The 19122-nt window shown below is 42.4% G+C and carries 14 protein-coding genes; 6 read left to right on the top strand and 8 right to left on the bottom strand.

From position 1 onward, the window contains the following. The first annotated feature begins 348 nt into the window (after positions 1 to 348). Positions 349 to 1293 (top strand): hypothetical protein, encoded by a 945-nt coding sequence (locus tag RMY00_RS05320; protein WP_322646549.1) that lies wholly within the window; start codon positions 349 to 351, stop codon positions 1291 to 1293. A 249-nt stretch (positions 1294 to 1542) separates the two neighbouring features. On the opposite strand, the gene RMY00_RS05325 is transcribed toward RMY00_RS05320, so the two are convergent. After that, on the bottom strand, positions 1543 to 3933 hold the full coding sequence (locus RMY00_RS05325; RefSeq protein WP_322646550.1) for a tetratricopeptide repeat protein: 2391 nt from the start codon (positions 3931 to 3933) through the stop codon (positions 1543 to 1545). Between the two features lie 134 nt (positions 3934 to 4067). Here RMY00_RS05325 and RMY00_RS05330 point away from each other — a divergent pair, with 134 nt between their 5' ends. Next, complete coding sequence (locus tag RMY00_RS05330; RefSeq protein WP_322646551.1) at positions 4068 to 4328, top strand: hypothetical protein; 261 nt, start codon at positions 4068 to 4070, stop codon at positions 4326 to 4328. Between the two features lie 206 nt (positions 4329 to 4534). After that, the gene (locus RMY00_RS05335; RefSeq protein ID WP_322646552.1) at positions 4535 to 4792 is read left to right on the top strand and encodes a hypothetical protein; all 258 of its coding nucleotides are present in this window, start codon (positions 4535 to 4537) and stop codon (positions 4790 to 4792) included. A 2-nt stretch (positions 4793 to 4794) separates the two neighbouring features. On the opposite strand, the gene RMY00_RS05340 is transcribed toward RMY00_RS05335, so the two are convergent. The 3 genes from RMY00_RS05340 to nfi all read right to left on the bottom strand — a co-directional run bounded on the left by RMY00_RS05340 (position 4795) and on the right by nfi (position 8144). Next, complete coding sequence (locus tag RMY00_RS05340) at positions 4795 to 6750, bottom strand: FHA domain-containing protein (protein ID WP_322646553.1); 1956 nt, start codon at positions 6748 to 6750, stop codon at positions 4795 to 4797. Positions 6751 to 6822: 72 nt separating this feature from the next. Then, entirely contained in the window at positions 6823 to 7371 is a 549-nt protein-coding gene (locus RMY00_RS05345) for an FHA domain-containing protein (protein WP_322646554.1), read from the bottom strand. 107 nt (positions 7372 to 7478) lie between these two features. Then, positions 7479 to 8144 carry a deoxyribonuclease V gene (nfi, locus tag RMY00_RS05350; protein ID WP_322646555.1) on the bottom strand — a complete coding sequence of 222 codons (666 nt, stop codon included), beginning with the start codon at positions 8142 to 8144 and terminating at the stop codon, positions 7479 to 7481. Between the two features lie 242 nt (positions 8145 to 8386). Here nfi and RMY00_RS05355 point away from each other — a divergent pair, with 242 nt between their 5' ends. Both RMY00_RS05355 and RMY00_RS05360 read left to right on the top strand, forming a co-directional pair. Then, positions 8387 to 8905, top strand: a complete 519-nt coding sequence (locus RMY00_RS05355; RefSeq protein WP_322646556.1) for a hypothetical protein — start codon at positions 8387 to 8389, stop codon at positions 8903 to 8905. 380 nt (positions 8906 to 9285) lie between these two features. Then, positions 9286 to 9924, top strand: a complete 639-nt coding sequence (locus tag RMY00_RS05360; protein WP_322646557.1) for a histidine phosphatase family protein — start codon at positions 9286 to 9288, stop codon at positions 9922 to 9924. A 79-nt stretch (positions 9925 to 10003) separates the two neighbouring features. Here RMY00_RS05360 and bioF read toward each other — a convergent pair whose 3' ends face one another. The 4 genes from bioF to RMY00_RS05380 all read right to left on the bottom strand — a co-directional run bounded on the left by bioF (position 10004) and on the right by RMY00_RS05380 (position 17514). Beyond that, positions 10004 to 11173 carry an 8-amino-7-oxononanoate synthase gene (bioF, locus tag RMY00_RS05365; protein ID WP_322646558.1) on the bottom strand — a complete coding sequence of 390 codons (1170 nt, stop codon included), beginning with the start codon at positions 11171 to 11173 and terminating at the stop codon, positions 10004 to 10006. A gap of 50 nt (positions 11174 to 11223) precedes the next feature. Further along, positions 11224 to 11856 (bottom strand): Holliday junction branch migration protein RuvA, encoded by a 633-nt coding sequence (gene ruvA, locus RMY00_RS05370; RefSeq protein WP_322646559.1) that lies wholly within the window; start codon positions 11854 to 11856, stop codon positions 11224 to 11226. Continuing rightward, positions 11856 to 12614 carry a sucrose-phosphate phosphatase gene (locus RMY00_RS05375; RefSeq protein ID WP_322646560.1) on the bottom strand — a complete coding sequence of 253 codons (759 nt, stop codon included), beginning with the start codon at positions 12612 to 12614 and terminating at the stop codon, positions 11856 to 11858. Before RMY00_RS05375 ends, ruvA begins: the two co-directional genes overlap by 1 nt. Before the next feature lie 772 nt (positions 12615 to 13386). Then, positions 13387 to 17514 (bottom strand): PAS domain-containing protein, encoded by a 4128-nt coding sequence (locus RMY00_RS05380; protein ID WP_322646561.1) that lies wholly within the window; start codon positions 17512 to 17514, stop codon positions 13387 to 13389. Between the two features lie 311 nt (positions 17515 to 17825). Here RMY00_RS05380 and RMY00_RS05385 point away from each other — a divergent pair, with 311 nt between their 5' ends. Next, entirely contained in the window at positions 17826 to 18836 is a 1011-nt protein-coding gene (locus RMY00_RS05385; RefSeq protein ID WP_322646562.1) for a chemotaxis protein CheB, read from the top strand. The last annotated feature ends 286 nt before the right edge of the window (positions 18837 to 19122 follow it).

Genomic DNA, 19122 nt, shown 5'->3' on the forward strand with positions numbered 1-19122 from the left:
TATTGTCAGGAAAATCAACTTTTTTTGCTAGCTAGATATACCGATTTTGAAAAAATGAGATAATTCCAAGTTTTGTACTCAGCTAGCAGAAAGATTTTAGCAAAGTTGTTATTTTTAATTTATGCATTACGTAAGTCAATATAAAATCCTTTACTGGCAAGACTTACAAATAATTTTGTTTTAACTGGATATACATAAAATTTGGGATTATATCTAACAAAAGCTTGATATTAAACAGTTATGAAAAATCTATTTTAGATATACAGCTAAAGATAGAGGTTGTTACTATATTTGGTATTTAAGCTTAATATAAATAGTACATTAGTATTAAATAATAATTATAAGGCTATGTTTACTAATTGCTTTAAAAATAATAATGAGAATTCAAGTATAAATAAGGATAGAAATATATCAAATGTTGAAATAGCACTTTTTATAGATCAAATCAAAAGCAATATCTGGCTATTTGGTATTCCATCTTGGCTTTTTGGAATAACCGATAGAAGTATAGCTGCATTTGCTGATGGTTATTTATCTCCTATAGAAATATTTCAATTACTTACAGCCTCTTTCTTTTTTCTGAGTTGGCTATATCTCAAGCCTGATGAAAGCTTTAACAGTAATGATTTAGGCCCTAACGAATATCAAGAATATGTCGCCCGTACTCAAGCTAACAAGCTTCAAGTAAAAAAGCTCCACATGATTAGCCAGGAGTATATTTTACCGTTCCCTTATATTTGCCAAATTTATCATTTATTGAATTTAAGGCATTTAGAAACAGTTCATAGCTTTAGTCTTAGTAACCTGAAAATTTTTCAAATTAGCCACTTTCAGCCTACAAGCACAGGTGGAATAATCAAATTCCAAACAATATTAGATTCGCCAAGTAATGCTCTGAGAATTTGGCGTCAATCGATTGTAGAGGTGGATTTAATATTACATACTCCCTATACTGTTGAGCTGAGTATTCCAGTCTACAATAACAAAAGGATAGTTGTTATATTTCATGCTTTTCCGTTAAATGACTTAGAACATCACTTTTTTATAGATATTTATAGTGATTTAGAGTGGCCAAAGCCATTATTACAAATAATATTGCATTTTGCTTCTTGTTTGACACTATTTGAAGATTTGCCGTATTTAAGAGCTTTAACTGATAAAAATATAGGGCGTTTATTCAATTTAAGTAGTACTTCAAATCACAAGGCTGCATTGCTATTTAAAAGATATGTTGAGCTATATGGTTCGACTGGAGAACCAATTAAATTACTTGAGGGGAGGGAAGAGAGGTAGAAGTTAGAGACACGATTAATCGCGTCTGTACAAGAGCGGGTAAGTACATCTGTTGATAGATGTATATTCTACTATTTGCTTTTACCTTGGTTAGATGTATTAAATATTTCTGGGATGAAACGTTGTTTTCTTAAGTTGATTCAATTTAAGTAAGAGAGAGCGATCGCCATTTGAAGTTAGAATTGATGGGCGATCGCTGCTAAAATTTGAACTACAACTTTGGTGTGATTTTGTGAAAGGGTGCGATCGTTAGCGATATGCTTCTCTTAAAAATTTTGCATAATTTCCTCGAACCATCATTGTATCGGGATGACCTACACCTAAAGTACGTTCACAAATTGCTAAAGCTTGCTCAAATAAAGCTTTGCCTTCACTGAAGCGTCCTGTAGAACAGTAGAGTCCTGCTAGATTGTTCAAGCTAGTGGCAACATCAGGATGGTTGTCTCCCAGCAGACGTTTCCAAAGTTCTAAAGTTTGCAGATGCAGGGGTTCGGCTTCACTGTAGCGTCCTATAGACTGATAGAGTGTTGCTAGATTATTCAGGCTAGCGGCGACATCGGGATGGTTATCTCCCAATAAGCATTTTCTCAGTGCCAAAGCTTGCTGAAACAAAGGTTCGGCTTCGCTGTAGCGTCCTGTAGATTTATACAGTGCTGCTAGATTATTCAGGTTAATGGCAATATCGGGATGGTTGTCTCCTAGTAGGTGTTTTTTTAGTTCTAAAGCTTGCTGAAACAAAGGTTCGGCTTCGCTGTAGCGTCTTGTAGAACTATAAAGTAATGCTAAATTGTTCAAGCTATTGGCGACATCGGGATGTTTGTCTCCCAGCAGGCGTTGTCTCAGTCTTAAAGCTTGCAGATACAGGGGTTCGGCTTCGCTGTAGCGTCCTGTATAACGGTAGAGTTCTGCCAGATTGTTCAAGCTAGTGGCGACAATAGGATGGTTGTCTCCCAGCAGGCGTTTTGTCAGTTCTAAAGCCTGCTGATAGAGGGGTTCGGCTTCGCTGTAGCGTCCTGTAGATTTATAAATTGCGGCGAGATTGTTCAAGCTAGTGGCAATATCGGGATGTTCCAAACCCAGGCGATTTTCAGCAATTTTTACACACTGCTGCAACCAAGGTTCTGCTTGCTGATAAAGTCCTTGACCTTGATAAAACCAGCCTAAGCCTGTGAAAGGCCAAGTCAAATCCTCATCGCTGAGATATTGAAATAGGTGAGTTGCAACTTCTGCAAGATGGGGTATATGTGGAGTTAGGTTGAAAATATCTTCACGGTTAGGCTGTTGCGGAATTTGCTTTGCCACCTCTACCATCTGCGCTGTAAAAACAGTTTTCACCTTATCCACCTCACTTAACTCATTCAACTTCATTTGGAAAAATTGCCGAATCAGTGGATGTAGACGATAAATTCCTTTACTTTGTCGTTGTAGCAAATGCAGTTTTTGCAACTCAGCTATAGCTTTCTCCCAGAGTTCTTGTTCATCGTCATCTTCTATCGCCTCAACAGAAAAAGGAATATCAGCTAAAGCATACAAACTCAGCCAACAGCCAACACCTTGTGCTTTTTCATCCAGTTGTTCCCAACTCAATGCAAAAGCTTCAGCAACACCATATTTATACCACATCAATTGGTTAGCCTTGGCTACTGCTTCGTGTTCCAGTCGCTTTTTCTCTAGCCGCTTCAGCAGTTTTTCCAGAGACAAATCTGGCATTGTATCCAGATATCGTCCCACCAACTCTAACGCCAAAGGCAAATATCCCAAGGATTTACAAATTTCTCTTGCAACCCAAGGTTCGCTTTTCAGTCGTTCTCTGTCAACCAGCGATTTTAATAATTTCATCGCCGCCAATGGTTTGAGAACACCCAAAGGTAATTGCGGCAAAGTTCTATTAAATCCCAGGCGGGTTGTCAGCAATACTTTAAATCGGGGTGATTCTGGTGGTAGATAAGGCTGAACCTGTTTTTTGTAGTCGGTGACATCATCAAACACCAACAGCACTTCACCTTGTTGCCAATTCTGCCAGCAGTATCTCAGCCTATCCGCTAATTCCCAATCATCTGGTGCAATTTTGTTGAATTTTAATTCAACAAATCTGAAAATCTGAATTTCGACATCTATTCCCTGTGCTGATAACCAGCAAACCCCACCTTGATATTTCTGCAAATGCTGTTTGGCGTATTGGGTAGCGAGTTCAGTTTTCCCGACTCCACCCATACCCGCCACAGCTACAATCGCAACTTGCCGAGATGTCTGTAATTGTTGGTGCAGGTTTTGTAGTTCCGCCTCACGCCCCACAAATTTTTCAAATGGAACAGCAGGGGGAATATTTTGATGAATTTCTTTAGTTGTGGGTTGGGCATCTTGCCCGCCATTATATTTCGTTGTGAGGTAAGCCCGTAACTTTTCTAACTTACCCCGGCTTTCAGAATTGGCTAACTCAGGATAACTCTGGGCGAATTTATCATAAACCTCAGTCATCCGCTTTTTGAAAGCAGCAGCGCCGATGTTCAACTCGCTGGCAAGTTTTGCCTCATTCTTTCCTGAGTTTTCAGTCCTCAAACGCTCCACAAAAGCTGCCGTTTGCTCTGGGGATAAGCTATTAGTAGCAGCTTCGTTGGCTAGAAAATCAGCCCATTGCATAGACAGCTTGTGAGATTTATTCTCGATTCTACTTAATTTCTACCTTCTTTCTACTTTGTCTCCATTTCTAAGGAATCTTTTCTTCTCCTGGCAGAAATACCATTTGCATAGAAACATTTAGAAGAGGTTCAGCCATGAAAACTGCCCTAGCAACTCCAGTCAAGGCTAGTCAAACCACCCAAACTTCGCAATTAATACCCGCCTCGCCAACATCGATAGAGAATCCATCTACCTGGATGCGAGATGGATACAGCCCTACTGAAATTATTCTGGCGGCGGCAATTTTAACTTCATTGTCGATTGGGGGAATTGCCTCTGTGATTGTGGCCATTACGGGTTTAATTAAAACTTTAGTGCCTGTGATGGTGCAGCCGACAAGGGAAAATAAGAAGTAGTCAATTTAGAGCCAGGGCGAATAGAATTCGCGGCTACACAAACAAAGTCCGCCTACGCGGACTAAGAAAAAATTGAAGGTTTGAAACCCACGGAGGTGGGTTTTGCCTGTGTAGGCGTGGTTTCTAACCGCCGATTTAATTCACGATATCAGAGAACAAGAGTTCTGCGTAGGCGTAGCCCGTCCTAGACATCGCCACTTGAGCCTTTGAACCTCAACCTTGCACCTTTTATCCTCGACGTTGAGCCTTTTAACCTCAACGTTGAGCCTTTTAACCTCAACGTTGCACCTTTTATCCTCGACGTTGAGCCTTTTAACCTCAACGTTGAGCCTTTTATCCTCGAAGTTGAGCCTTTTAACCTCAACGTTGCACCTTTTATCCTCGAAGTTGCACTTTTTATCCTCGAAGTTGAGATTTGCTACTCAAAACAGCTAGATAAATACTATATCCCTCCTACCTCCTAATACTAAGGTGACTGATTTAACACCCACTTTAACCACTGCCTAAAAGAACTCATAGTATTCAATCTTTGAACTCCGGGCGCACGGGTGGCGGCGAGTCCATCAACGGCGACTAATGCGGCATATTGCAAGCCCAAGAAACTATCAACTGCTGCATAAGGGCCACCTAAAGTAATAGCCCCAGCAGCATACATTTGACCTCTATCACTACGCATTTCTACTAATTCAAAATTGTTCGCTACAGTCAATCGCCCCAAATGATTCACTGGCAAATTGTAATGTTTTACCAAATCTGCTATCAGGGGATTAGCATCTACTTTGGCATCCAACCCAGTAGCATCAACAATAAAATCAGCTAGCAATTTCATTTCCCCAAAGCTTTGTTCTCGGATACGGGTAATAGTCCGGTTTTGGGCATCTCGTTCTACATCCAGAACCTCACCGAAGGTAATTTGATACCAGCCTTCGCTTAACCCTTGGGCAGTAATTTGCTGCCAGTCGTGGCGGTCGGCGGTGGTAGTTCCACCCCAGTCTGCTAGTAAACGCTTGCGTTCATCGGGGGTGGCTTTTTCTAACATTGCCCGGAGTTCGCCGCCCCAACAGGCTTTAGGCCAGTTAAAGGGTTGAAATTCGTAATGATTTTTGACTAGGCGCTGGGTATTTTGAAATTTGTTGCCTTGAGGTTTAGGCGATCGCATTAAATGCAAAACTGCAATATTCCGATTTCTTTTTCTGGCTTCATAAATGCGCTGTATAATCCGCGAAGCAACAATTCCCCGCCCACGAATCAATACCGTACCACCTTGTTGCTCTAGTTGCTCATAAACATGATCGTGAGCTTCATAAGCATTGACTACAGATTTAAAGTCTTGATATTTTTCTCTATAAGCTTGCAAATCTGGGAGAAACTGAATTGCTGGATAACCAGTAGCTAAATGTAAATAACGACTAACTAAAAAAGCATAATTTCCTGGGGCACGAGAATAGGCTATGCAATACCTGCCATCATCAGTTTTGCGAATTCCCCTAACTCGTCCATAGCGATAAATTTGATTCCAGCCAATGCGCTTCGCCTCTCTATCTATGGAATCAAAGACGTTACCCGCACGGGGAGTATAAGTTTCTGCAAATGTTGGTTCAGCAAACACTTGCCACAAATATTTAAATGCTGAATTTATTTGTCCCTTAGCTAAGTCTCCCCAAGCTTCACGCAAGGCATAACTAGGCCAGCCCCAAATATTATCAGGACAAGAGTCAGAATTAGAGCGCAGTCTTTCATATAAGGGAATTTGCGAATTCAAACAAAGGCGCTTGTAACGAGCATAAGGTTGTGCCTCTAATCCCAAAGCCACAATTTTGTCAGCACGAACACCACTAATTCGCAGCAAATCAGCCCAAACGAAGCTACCCAATCCTGCCCCGATCGCTAGATAATCAGATTCATCTACTGGTAATCCTGTAGCATGAAGTGTTTGCACAGCGACTTTCTGTGCCTGAAACGCTAGCGGCGGGAAATTACTCGTTAAGGGCGTTAGCGGCTGGGCTACAGGCAAGCTGGGGTCTGGAAGATTGGTATTTGCGTTGAAATGAATTGTTGAAGGAGGGCTGGTATCTGGTGCGGGTACGTTGGCAGCAAAGGTTACTGTTATTAAATAGGGGCCAATTTGCAACGTATCGCCATTAGCTAGAACACTGCGCGTTTGTGGTTGACCATTGACATATACACCGTTAACGCTGCCTTGGTCAATCACTACTAGATGGTCTTGTTCCCAGTCAATTAGGGCATGGTAGCGAGAAACTTCGTTACTGTTAAGCAGCATCCGAGAAACCCGTACTCCTCTGAGTTCAGCAGGTAAACGAGCGAATTCTCGACCAAAAGCGATCGGCATACTCAACCTTGGTTCTCGCCGTTCACCTGTCGCTGGATCGTCCCAACTCAATTGGATTTGTTCATTAGTCATTTGTCATTCATTGGGCATTGGGCATGGCAAAAAAATCTTGTACAGACGCGATTCATCGCGTCTCTCTTGTCTCTAATTCCCTGCTACCAACACACTCACAGCCGCAGCTAAAGATGTTCCACACCAATGACAGCCAATTTGTAGATTTTCTCCTGGGGAAACTTTATGACATTTGGGGCATTCTAAGCCATAAACTCCTGGCGGTGATGCAGGGGGTGTTGTTGAATACTGGTGATGTCCAATCTGTACTGGTGGATGGGGTGGCAGCAAAATTGTTGGTGGAATGCTACCCGTAGAAACGCTAGTAACGTTGAGTTTTATTTGTCCCAAAGTGATACTACTGCCCTGAGTTAAAGGCATTTCACCTTGGATTAATTGCCGTCCATCGATAAGGGGGGGATTTTGCGATCGCAAATTCCTAATATAAAAACGTTGTTGCTGATGATGAAAAAATATTTCAACGTGTAAACCAGAGACAGTGGGGTGACTCAGAACAATATCGCACCGGAATGGATCACGACCAATGCGAACAGTGCCAAGATTTTTACTTGGCTGTTGTTCGTAAATGTTCTGAGTTTTATCTTGGCCTGCATCGTGCCACTGTAAAGTTAGTGCGTTCATTGTTCTAACTTCGTAAATCGTATTTAGCTACTTCAACTTCTTTCTGTGCGATTCCTAACACGATTGAGTCGGTGCAAGCAAGTATTTAGAAAAAACTTCAACAAGATTTATTTAGCCGATGCTAATTTATCAGCGATGCGCGTAGTTTCGGGTAGGCGATATTTAGGCGTGCAGCGTAATACATATTTAATTGCCGTAGGTAAACTAATTCGATGGCCACTGGAGATGTAGAGAGGTTTTACTCCTGTGCGCGATCGCAAAACTGCCCCAACCGTTTCACCTTTATATATAAGTGGTTGGCTGCTGCCTTTTGTTTCTGGTAATTCCTCATACTTACCTACTAACCTAGATTTGGCTACACCAATTGTCGGCATATCTATAAGCAACCCTAAATGGCTAGCTATACCTAATCCACGGGGATGGGCAATTCCTTGACCATCACACAAGATGATATCTGGAGTTGTTTGAATCTTCTCCAGGGCATCGAGAACAGCTGGAATTTCCCGAAATGAGAGGAACCCAGGAACATAAGGAAAGGTTGTAGGACGGTGTGCTAGGCTTGTTTCAACTACTTGCAAATCAGGAAAACTCAGTACTGCGACAGCTGCACGGCTAATGGTTCCATCAGCTTCAAAACCCATATCCACTCCAGCAACGAAGTGGATAGGTTCTTGGAGTTGATCCTCAGTAATTACTTGATCGCGCAGCTTTTCTTGGATAACTATGGCTTCTTCCAGCGTCGAGGGCCAAGCATGATCTCGAGAAAACTTCATATTTAAAATTGGAATTAAACTGATTAATATTAATCCTGTTAATTTGCAAGCATAACAACAAGACTTTTGGATGTTGAGACAGGGAAAATATATTTTTTGCAAAAATCTGTGAATGACTATCTTTATCCTAGACATTTTAGCCAAGGTTAGCTGATATCTTGCATCATAATGTTACTTAAGGCTGTCAAGAGGGAACCCTGAGAATATAAGTTGATTTTCCAAGATTTTCTCTTTTACTGGTTATGACACAGCCAAATATTCTGGAACTTGCAAGACAGGGAGACACGCAGGCGATCGCATCTCTGATGAACCGCCATCTACATCCCAAAGGGATCAACGCACAAGTTGCCTTCCAAGATACTTGCTTGGAGATAATACTAGAATCTGCCCAAATGTTAAATCAGCATATTTTAGTTGCATTTATCCGCAAAGGGTTAACCGCTTTAGGGGCTTCATCTATTGAAATAGTGAAAGTTTACGGGCAACAAACTGGTCAAGAGTTTCCAGCTTGGAGTAAAGAGATCAATTTAGGCATAGCAGAAGCTGTAGAAGCAGTAGATGATGAACAATCTTCTAGTAATCCTCAAAGTCTAACTATTTGTATTAACTTAAGCGGCGATACTGCCCAAGGATTAACAAACCAAGATTTTGAATTTATTGCTAATCAAATCAGCACTGATATTTTATCATCTTGTTCTGAGGTTTTTATTCAAAAAGTAAGTATTACTAATGGTAGTTCTGTAATTACAAAGGAACGCTAATGCTTATCTTAATATATAGGCGTCTTTTATTTTTAAAATTATCTATGTGGATGGGGAGTGGGGAGTGGGGAGTAGGGAATAGGGAATAAAAAATTAGGTTTTTCGATCTGTACCGAGCTTTTTTAGAAATCAAATATTAGTCCTATATCTAGAATATTGGTTTGCTGCTGATAAATACTCAATTGTAAGAAATGCAGTGACCTAAGTTTATATAAAATATCAAAATAAATAGCTGAAACCGCTACTTTTGCCTTCGATTTCAAAAATTTGTGGTTGATCGACTTTTTTAGTTTATTACTTTGTCCTTCTGTCACATACTCGATTGCGAGATTGATGGTATTTTATTTTTGCACTCTTTTATCCCAATTGCGACATAAGCTATGACACTCAATTTATATTTACTGCGACATGGAGAAACTACTTTTAGTCAAAGTGGTAATTTCTGCGGTGAAACCGATGCGGAGTTGACAACAGAGGGGATGCAGATGGCATCCGGTTTTGCCGATGTTTATCAAAAATTGAAGTGGGAGGCGGTTTATGTTAGCCCAATGAAGCGCACAATTGCAACTGCCAAGCCATTTTGTGATGCTATCGGTATGGATATGCAGTTGCGTGATGGACTTAGAGAAGGTAGTTACGGCGAATGGGAAAGGAAAAGTAAATCCTTTGCCCAACAGAACTACGCAGAAAACTATGTAAAATGGTTGACAGAACCCGCTTGGAATGCACCCATTGGTGGAGAAACTGCGGTAGATATTGCTAACCGTTCTATGCCTGTAATTGCTGAAATTCAAGAAAAACATCCCCAAGGTAATGTTTTAGTAGTTTCCCACAAAGCCACAATTCGGATTATGCTTTGCAGTTTACTGGGAATTGATTTGGGACGCTATCGCTATCGAGTGAATATTTTGGTCGCGTCGGTAAGTATGGTTAAATTTGACGTTCATGGCCCTTTGTTAGAAATATTAGGTGATCGCTATCATATACCCGATCATATTCGCTCTCGTCCAGGAACATAATAGGGGAGCATCCCGTTTTGGCGAATTGCCCTCAGATTAGAAATTGCTGCCTTACAAACTCTCCTTACATCTCGTTTGCCTAGCCTGCGGCAATGACATTTTTCAGCACTGTTACCAATTTTTCAATATGTGCTGCTTCATGAGTTGCCATTAAAGATATTCTAATCCGACTTGTGGGGACTGTAGGAGGACGAATTGCTGGGGCAAAAATGCCAGCATCTCTTAGCTGTTTTCCAGCTTTGAGGGCATCTGTTGCACTGGACAATTGAAAACATAGTATAGGTGATTCCGAAGATAATAATTTTAGATTAGGTAATTCTTGCAGCAAATTTTTCAAGTAATGTACATTTTGCCACAATTGGGCACGGCGTTGCGGTTCTTGTTGGACTATCTTGATTGCTGCTAAGGCCGCCGCCGTATCAGCAGGTGAAAGTCCAGTTGTATAAATCCAAGTGGGTGCGCGGTTCTGCAAAAAGTCAATTAAGGTTCTACTTCCTGCTACATACCCGCCTAGACTACCCAAAGCTTTACTCAAAGTGCCAACTTGAATTAACTGCTTTCCTGTATATCCAAAATGTTCGACACACCCAGCACCAGTTTTTCCTAGTACCCCAGTGGCATGAGCTTCATCAACTAGCAGCATACAGTTAAATTCATTAGCGAGATCCAACAGTGCTGGCAACGGACATAAATCGCCATCCATACTAAAGACGCTATCAGTAAGAATCAAACAGCGTCGGTAGTTTTGTCGCTGTTGACTCAACTGAGTTTTTAAAACTGCAATATCACAGTGTGGGTATTCTATAAATACTGCACCACTGAGAATCGCTCCATTTTTCAGGCTGGAATGATTGTACTGGTCAGATAAAACTAAATCGCGCTTGCCTACAAGGGCGGTAATTGTACCCAAATTGGCTAGATACCCTGAACTAAATACCAAGGCATCTTCTGTTTGTTTGGTAGATGCGATCGCTGCCTCTAATTCCCTGTGTAATTCCCGGTGCCCACTGAGTAATCTAGAACCAGTACTACCAGTTCCAAATTCTGCGATCGCAGCAGTTGCGGCTGCCATCAATCGCTCATCCCCAGTCAAACCCAAATAGTCATTACTGGCAAAATTAATTACCTCTTGCCCAGCTAAAACCACCGTTGCACCCGGACGACCGTGGATTGTTTGTACTGAACGATACCAGTCAGCCCGATGAATTGTTGCTAAGGAATGTTCTAGCCAAGCATAAGGGTCGGTCATTGGGGCAGGGGGAGAATAACTAATGACAAATGACAAATGACTTATGACAATTAAACTTGTTCGCTGCTGAGATGAGCGATCGCTTGTTTAATCCAGTCTTCGACATAGGCATCTTTAGGTAGTCCGATGTCTTCACTTACTACATGCAGGGCGTGACTGACCTCATGGGCAGTATATCCCAAGGCGAAGAGGGTCATTTGTACCTCTTCGAGAATTCCTGGTGCTGGGCCACCTGTGGCGACGAAGAACCCGGCTGATTTGCGCCACTCGACTAATTTGCTTTTCAGTTCCAAACAAATGCGTTCAGCGATTTTTTTACCGACACCGGGAGCCTGAATTAAGATTTGTGTATTACCAGCGATAATTGCTTGGACTAAATCTGGTAGTTCCAGAGTGTCTAAGAGTGCGATCGCTAAGGTTGCACCAATACCAGTAACAGTCAGCAAGTGGCGAAATAAATCGCGTTCGGCTGGCGAAGCAAAGCCATATAGGAAAGGCACTTCTTCACGAATTTGTAAATGGGTAAAAATTTGTGCCACTCCTCCTGACTCTGGTAACTGGTTTGCTAGCCGTTGAGGAACTTGCAAATCATACCCCAAGCCATTGACTTCCAGAGTCAGAATCACGCGATTAGCACCAATTGTTTGGATACCAGCGACTATACCTTTTAGATAACTAATCATTACAAAAAACCAAAATAATTTAAGCCTTCAATAATTCCACCTGCACAAAAACGTGAAGCCAGGTAGCGGTGTTCAGAGGGATGCTCATTGTGCCATTGGAGTAACTCTTTTCGGGCATTTCCCACAATGATTCCCTGTGCGTTGCCTACAGCAAATAAAGCAATATCATTACCTGAATCACCACAGACAACTGTTTGTTCTGCTGCAAATTTCCACTTCCGTTGTAAAAACTGCATTGCCTGACCTTTATCGCTGCTATGGGGTACAATGTCAAGGTCAATATCGCTACTGTAGATTAACTTTACATTTAATTTATATTTCAGCAACTCAGCTTCAAGTTGTGGTAAAAGATTTGCAGATGCATCTTGTTCTAGGAAAAAACTCACTTTAAAGGGGCGCTGTTCTGAATCTGGTTGCCGAACTAACTCGCGGTATTTTTTAGTAATAGATAATATAGTTTCCCGTTCCCACCCCGGAGAGAGGATTTCTGACCAACCTGAGTCTGGAGTATCAGTACCATCCAGGTAAATTTCTGTACCCACTGCTAGGACGAGGGCATCGGGTTGCAAAAGATTTTTTTGAGCTTGGAGTTCTTTATAAAGTACAGGCGATCGCCCGGTAGAATAAACGATTTTTGTACCGTATTCTTGGCGATGTTGACTCAACAGTTGATTTAGTTCTGCTAAGGCGCTGTCATCCCCCACAGTGCGATACACAAGGGTGTCATCCAAATCTGTTACAAAAAGAAATTTAGCCATAATCATCTCTTATGCTTTGCTTTAACATCAAATTTGCACTTACTTAAAGAAAGCATAGATGTAGTCTGCTTTAATAAAAAAATCAGCCAAAAGATATACAGGAGAAATACTCCTCCAAAAACTGCCTCTGCTGTTATTTGGAAAGTCAGAGGGCAGGAGGCAAAAGGCAGAAGAGAAAACTGCCTCCTGCCTTCTTTAAATTTCACGTAATAAATAGATTTATAAGCTCATTACAATTATTGTTACAAATGCTTAAACGTTTCTTATACATGGAAGAGTATTTGTTGCAAAGTATTAAGTGTTTGCAACAACTAATTATACATTTGCTGCAAATGCTTAAGCCTTTCTTATACATAGAAGAGTATTTGTTGCAAACGTTCAAACTTTGACAACTAATGTTTAAATTTGAGGGATGTTTACAGAGACGTTGGACTGAAAAACAATGTAGAGAGGTGGTAATGCTTTTTGGTTAAGGCAGGAGACGCGATGAATCGCCGTCTCTACAAAAATATAATCTATTTAAACTCGTCTACTGCTTGCGATCGCGGTTAACATGTCTCCACAACATCTACCAACCGAATTAATAAATCTCGCACTGCGTTTCTATCCTGCCTCGGAATGAATTCCGAGTCTAAATAGCTGAAGTCCACTTAAGTGAACTTTAGCCATAAGCGGCTGAACAGATGTAAGGAGATATACTTAGAGTATGGTTAGCGATCGCCTTTAAAAAAAGCTTTGCGATTTACTCAGTTTTCCTGTGTCTTCTGCCTTGCTAAGTAAAGAAAGGGGATGGTTTACAGTGTGCAAGTGCCAGCACAGCTTGAACTAACTCTTGTGGATCAAGGGGCTTGGTAAGATGCCGTTGATAGCCACTAGTTATCGCTTGCTGATAATCATCAACTCTGGCATAGGCAGTCAAAGCGATTGCCAGAATGTGTCCCCCTTTTTCTGGGGTTAAAGTTCGGATTTTTTGAATTAAGCAATAGCCATCGACTTCGGGCATCCCAATATCACTGACTAAGACATCGGGTTGAAAGGACTCCAGATTTGCCAACACTTCTGCCGCAGAGGAAACAGTCAAGACTGTAGCTCCATATTCAGAAAGCAATACTGTTAATAGCTCACGGGCATCAGGATCATCATCAACTGTGAGGACTCGAATCCCTGTAAGTTCGAGTGTTTTTTGTGACAACTCATCTGTCTGCTTGATTTCCGATTCAACATTCAGCAGTGGCAACTGGACTGTAAAGGTGGCTCCCAAGCCTTCACCAGGACTATCAGCCGCGATCGTGCCGCCATGAGCCTCAACTAACTGACGGACGATCGCTAACCCCAATCCTAACCCGCCATACTTGCGAGTAATTGAGACATCTTCCTGACGAAATGATTCAAAAATATACGGGAGAAAGTCAGGGCTAATACCTTTGCCAGTATCGTTAACAATAATCTGTGCTTGATCGTTGACTTGCTTTAGTTGGATTTCTACCCGTCCGCCTTTGGGAGTAAACTTGATAGCATTAGAAAGCAAATTCCAAACGATCTGTTGCAGACGGTTGGAATCTCCACAAACCTGCCCAATATTCGGCAGTACTGGATGCAATAGTATTGATTTAGCAACAGCTGCTGTACTTACCGTGTCGATCGCAGATTCAATCACAGATGCCAGATTCACAGGAGCCGCATCGATGGTGAGTTTGCCGCGCAGAATCTTGGCGACATCGAGCAAATCATCAACCAGTTGAGTTTGCAGTTTAACATTACGTTCGATGGTGGCTAAGGCTTCAGCTGTTTTAGTTTCATTAAATTTGCGACTTTGCAGCAATTTTGTCCAGCCGAGAATGGGGTTGAGAGGTGATCGCAATTCGTGGGAGAGAATGGCAAGAAACTCATCTTTGATGCGATTGGCACGTTCTGCTTCAGCTCGCGCGGCTTGCTCTAGCTGGAATAGGCGATCGCGTTCAGCTTCGAGTTGTTTTTGGGCTTCGATATCAGTTGCACTGCCAAACCACTTGACAATTTGACCTTGCTTATCCTTTTGCCCAATTGCTTGGTGTAAATGCCAGCGATAGACACCATCTGAGCGCCGCATACGACCCTCAGCTTGATAAGAAGTACCCTGTTCTACTGCCTCGCTCCACTTTTGAGCCAGAATAGTTATATCTTCAGGATGGACAACCTCTTTCCAGCCGATGGTGTGGACTTGTTCTGGTGTTAATCCTGTGAATTCCAACCAACGTTGATTGACATCGAGTAACCCTCCTTCTGTATTGGCTGTCCAGACTAATTGTGGAATTAATTCTGCCAAGCACCGATAGCGTTCCTCGCTTTGGCGTAATGCTTCCTCTACTTGTTTGCGATCGGTGATATCCTGGATGTTGCCCAGCATCCGTACTGCATTGCCTGCCGCATCGTAGAAAACCTGACCTCTAGCCGCTAACCAGCGAATGCCATCGGGATGTAAAATGCGGTAATCAGTTTGATAGTACTCTTGCTGTTCTTGGATGGTGCGATTCACCACTTCATTGGCTAAGGTGCGATCGTCTGGGTGCAAGCGAATTAACCACTGTTCAAAGCTGACTTCTTGTATGGTTGGGTCAAACCCTAACAGATTACAGTACTCTTCAGATACATGAGCGCTGTTACGGATAATGTCCCAGTCCCATAATCCCGATCGCGTAGCTTTGTATGCTAGTTTCAATCGTGCTTCGTTCTCTTGCAAGAGGAGTTCTGTCTTTTGGCGCTCGGTAATGTCTCGGGAAATCAACAAAACTCGTTCCATCTGCCCGGAGGCATCCAGAATCGGGCTAACAACTACTTCCCACCATTTGGGAGTGCCTTTTACCGTTGGGCAATATCCGCGAAGAATGCTGACTTCGCCTATTTTAGCGGCAGCGAGTGCCTGCTCTGCCTGTTGTCGATGGCTCCCTTCCCAGAAACAGAGCCATTCAGTATTGAGATAGGAATCTAAGTCGTCAATTTCCATCAAACACATTCCACCTGTATTCATGTACAGGAGCCGCCCATTGAGGCTTAATACCTTAATGCAGTCAGAACTACTGTCTAAAATGCGGTTTTTAAATTCTTCACTCTGGCGCAGGGCTTCTTCAGTTTGTTGGCGAGTGGTGATATCTCGCCAGGTGGCCACAAATCCATCTCCAAATTTAGCCACGCGGATATCAAAGGCTCTAACTAAGCGTTGTTTTCCGTAATTATCCTCATAAACTAAGCTGTCTTTAATGAGCGCCTGTCCTGTTTCTACTACCTGACAGTACTCATCAAATAGTCCACTGTCACGATGGGTTGGTAGTAATTCACACAATCCCCGCCCAATCTGCTCCTCATAAGTCATTTGATTGTTGAGACAAGCCGCATTATTGACATATTCAGTCACAAAATCGACAATCTGTCCCTGCTCATTCCGCACAGCACGGTATACGCCAAAACAATCGAGCATATTTTCAACCGATGTGCGGAAGCGTTCTTCGCTTTCTTGCAGAGCTTCGGCTGACCTTTTGCGTTCAGTGATATCTATATCATTACCAGCCATCTGCATCGGTTGTCCCTGTTGGTCGTAGAACACCTTACCTTGGCTCAATGCCCACCTAATTGTGCCGTCGGGATATACCACCCGAAATTCAATGTTATAGTCTTCTTTGGTGGCGATAGCACGATCTATAGCTGCTAAAACGCGATCGCGATCATCAAGGTGTAACCGCGCCACAAACATTTCAAATGAGCCGTCAAACTCTCCTGGTTGCATTCCAAATAAGGCTTCTAGGTTATCTGACCAAGAAATTTTTCCCGTCTTGATGTTCCAGTTCCAGGTTCCCATCCGAGAGGCTAGTAGTGCCAATCGCAGCTGTTCTTGGCTCTGCCGTAGTTCCACTTCTACTTGTTGGCGTTCCTTTAGTTCACGCTGTGCCTGCTGATACAGTTCTGCCTGTCGCAAGGCGATACTCATCTGAGTTGCCAACTCTTTAAGCAAGTCTATTTCTAAGGGCTGCCAAAATCGAGGGGAGGTACAATGATGAGCAATTAGCAATCCCCAAAACTGATTATCTTGCAGAATTGGTACAACCAGATTAGCTCTGACTTGAAACTGTGCTAACAATTCACCGTGACATGGCTCAATATTGCTATCATGAATATCTGATACTGCCGTTACTTGCCCCTGATAATAACGTTCAATATAATTCTTGATAAAGGTAGGATTATACCTGACAAATTGCGGTTGATTTGAGGCGATGGAGCTTTCATTTAGACGGGGATCATACATAGTAGACGAAAGCAGCGATCGCCACTCTGCACCAACCGATTCTGCTACGACTGTACCATCGCCCTCAGGTTTTAACTGAAAAACCAAGACTCGATCGGTGTGAAGAAATTCTCTGACTTCGGTGACGGCGATATGAAGAATTTCATCCAGATTCAGCGATTGGTGAATTTTCTGGGTAATATTTAAGACTACACGCTCTCGTTCAATACGCTGTTGTAGTTGGGTGTGTAGCCGCATTGTTTTAATTGCCCCATTGACTGTTATTTGCAGCCGTTCTGGGGTAATTTGCTCTTTGACAATATAATCTTGTGCGCCCGCTTTGATTGCTTGAACTGCGATCGCTTCATTGCCTTGTGCAGTAACGACAATCACAGGTAAGCAAGGCTGTGGGGTCAAGGGTTGCAATTGAGCCAGAAATTCTAGTCCATCCAGGTCGGGTAGTTGATAATCAAGTAAAATGGCATCTGGCTGATGTCGCTCCCACAGTTCTAGTCCTTGCACCCCTAACGTTGCTTCCAGGATAGTATAGGAATATTCGCGATCGCGCAGTAAATATTGCCGATAGAGTTCTCGATCTTCTGGGGAATCATCGACAATTAGAAGGGTGCGCTGTTGCTGAGACATCGTAAATTAATTGAACGGATAGAGTTAAAGCTCACATTCCGCAGATTATCATAGAGAAATCACTAATTTTAAAATAGTGCTAAAATCCTCATTTATATAAAGATTTTGCCATAGCCTTGTTTTATAACTCTGAGAAATGTGTGATTCGTACTCTCTGACTCATACAGCAGAATACAGAATTCAGGAGTAAAAAATAAAGAATAAATCCTCTCAAAGTTAGGTGAACAAATTTTTTGGCTGCGTTATTATCAATATCGCAGTACATGTACTTTTGTCGCCCACGCTGCTATGGTAGTGAAATCGTTATATTAATGCTTGAACACAATATTATCGTCGTTGGAACATCAGCTGGTGGAGTTGAGGCGTTGACTTATCTAGTCAAAAATTTGCCGCCCAATCTCAATGCTGCTGTGATTATAGTTCTTCATGTATCCAGTCACAGTAAAAGTGTTCTGCCACAGATATTAAGTCGTGCTGGCAAGTTGCCAGTATCTCATGCTCAGGACGGCGAAGCTATTGTTCATGGTTGGATTTATGTTGCTCCCCCTGATTACCACTTACTGGTAGAACAAGGATATTTGCGTTTGACGCGAGGAGCAAAAGAAAACCGTAGTCGTCCCGCCATTGATCCATTATTTCGTAGTGCAGCGCGAACCTATGGGCAGCGAGTGATTGCTGTGCTACTAACAGGTCTACTTGACGACGGCACGGCCGGACTAATGGCTGTAAAAATGCGGGGCGGTGTGGCAATTGTCCAAGATCCCGACGATGCTTTGTTTTCTGATATGCCACGTAATGCTATCAATAATGTAGACGATATTGACCATATTGTGCCACTTTCAAACATTTCTTCTATTTTGGTAACTTTAGTCAATATACCAATGGAAATAGAATCAGAAAACCCCATACCTAGCGAGATAGAGTTTGAAACTGAAATAGCGCAATTGAATTTAGAAGTAGTAGAAAATGAAAGCGCTCGGCCTGGTAAACCATCAACCTTCGCTTGTCCTGACTGCGGCGGTATCCTTTGGGAAGTTGAAGAAGGAAATTTGTTGCGCTTCCGATGCCGCACAGGTCATGCTTATTCAGCAAAAAGTTTGCTAGCCACGCAATCTGATGCCATAGAGGATGCGCTATGGATCGCTTTGAGGGCATTGGAAGAGAAAGCTTCTTTATCACATCGTCTGGCTTCAAGGATGGAAGCTCGCAACCTACCATTGGCAGCACAAAGATTAAAAGAAGAGGCGCACTCTGCTCATGAGCGCTCCGCCATTATTCGAGAAGCGCTATTAAAAAATGATGCCAACACAGATATTGATTGAAGGTGTGTATCTGCGTGGATTGTATTAGCTTGGATATCTGAAAGGCGATGTCTACAACTAGCCGCTAAAAAGCATTTACAGATACATTATGATACTATGTCCACATAGATAGTTATGCTAACTACGATCATTACACCCCATCCCCTCCCCGCTTGCGAGGCTACAGTGTACACACAAGTCGGAAGTAGCTGATAAATCTGGATTTTATCCCACTCTAACCCTCCCCTTGTCAAGCTACGGTGTACACACAAGTTTCTTGACCTGCACCTTTGTTGCATCGACTTGC

It is taken from the genome of Nostoc sp. ChiVER01, assembly GCF_034531155.1.
Classification (GTDB): domain Bacteria; phylum Cyanobacteriota; class Cyanobacteriia; order Cyanobacteriales; family Nostocaceae; genus Nostoc.

What these genes read in the sequence shown, in the direction of transcription:
- RMY00_RS05320 (WP_322646549.1), top strand. Translation starts at nt 349, where the DNA reads ATGTTTACTAATTGCTTTAAAAATAATAATGAGAATTCAAGTATAAAT.
- RMY00_RS05325 (WP_322646550.1), bottom strand. Translation starts at nt 3,933, where the DNA reads ATGCAATGGGCTGATTTTCTAGCCAACGAAGCTGCTACTAATAGCTTA.
- RMY00_RS05330 (WP_322646551.1), top strand. Translation starts at nt 4,068, where the DNA reads ATGAAAACTGCCCTAGCAACTCCAGTCAAGGCTAGTCAAACCACCCAA.
- RMY00_RS05340 (WP_322646553.1), bottom strand. Translation starts at nt 6,750, where the DNA reads ATGACTAATGAACAAATCCAATTGAGTTGGGACGATCCAGCGACAGGT.
- RMY00_RS05345 (WP_322646554.1), bottom strand. Translation starts at nt 7,371, where the DNA reads ATGAACGCACTAACTTTACAGTGGCACGATGCAGGCCAAGATAAAACT.
- nfi (WP_322646555.1), bottom strand. Translation starts at nt 8,144, where the DNA reads ATGAAGTTTTCTCGAGATCATGCTTGGCCCTCGACGCTGGAAGAAGCC.
- RMY00_RS05355 (WP_322646556.1), top strand. Translation starts at nt 8,387, where the DNA reads ATGACACAGCCAAATATTCTGGAACTTGCAAGACAGGGAGACACGCAG.
- RMY00_RS05360 (WP_322646557.1), top strand. Translation starts at nt 9,286, where the DNA reads ATGACACTCAATTTATATTTACTGCGACATGGAGAAACTACTTTTAGT.
- bioF (WP_322646558.1), bottom strand. Translation starts at nt 11,173, where the DNA reads ATGACCGACCCTTATGCTTGGCTAGAACATTCCTTAGCAACAATTCAT.
- ruvA (WP_322646559.1), bottom strand. Translation starts at nt 11,856, where the DNA reads ATGATTAGTTATCTAAAAGGTATAGTCGCTGGTATCCAAACAATTGGT.
- RMY00_RS05375 (WP_322646560.1), bottom strand. Translation starts at nt 12,614, where the DNA reads ATGGCTAAATTTCTTTTTGTAACAGATTTGGATGACACCCTTGTGTAT.
- RMY00_RS05380 (WP_322646561.1), bottom strand. Translation starts at nt 17,514, where the DNA reads ATGTCTCAGCAACAGCGCACCCTTCTAATTGTCGATGATTCCCCAGAA.
- RMY00_RS05385 (WP_322646562.1), top strand. Translation starts at nt 17,826, where the DNA reads ATGCTTGAACACAATATTATCGTCGTTGGAACATCAGCTGGTGGAGTT.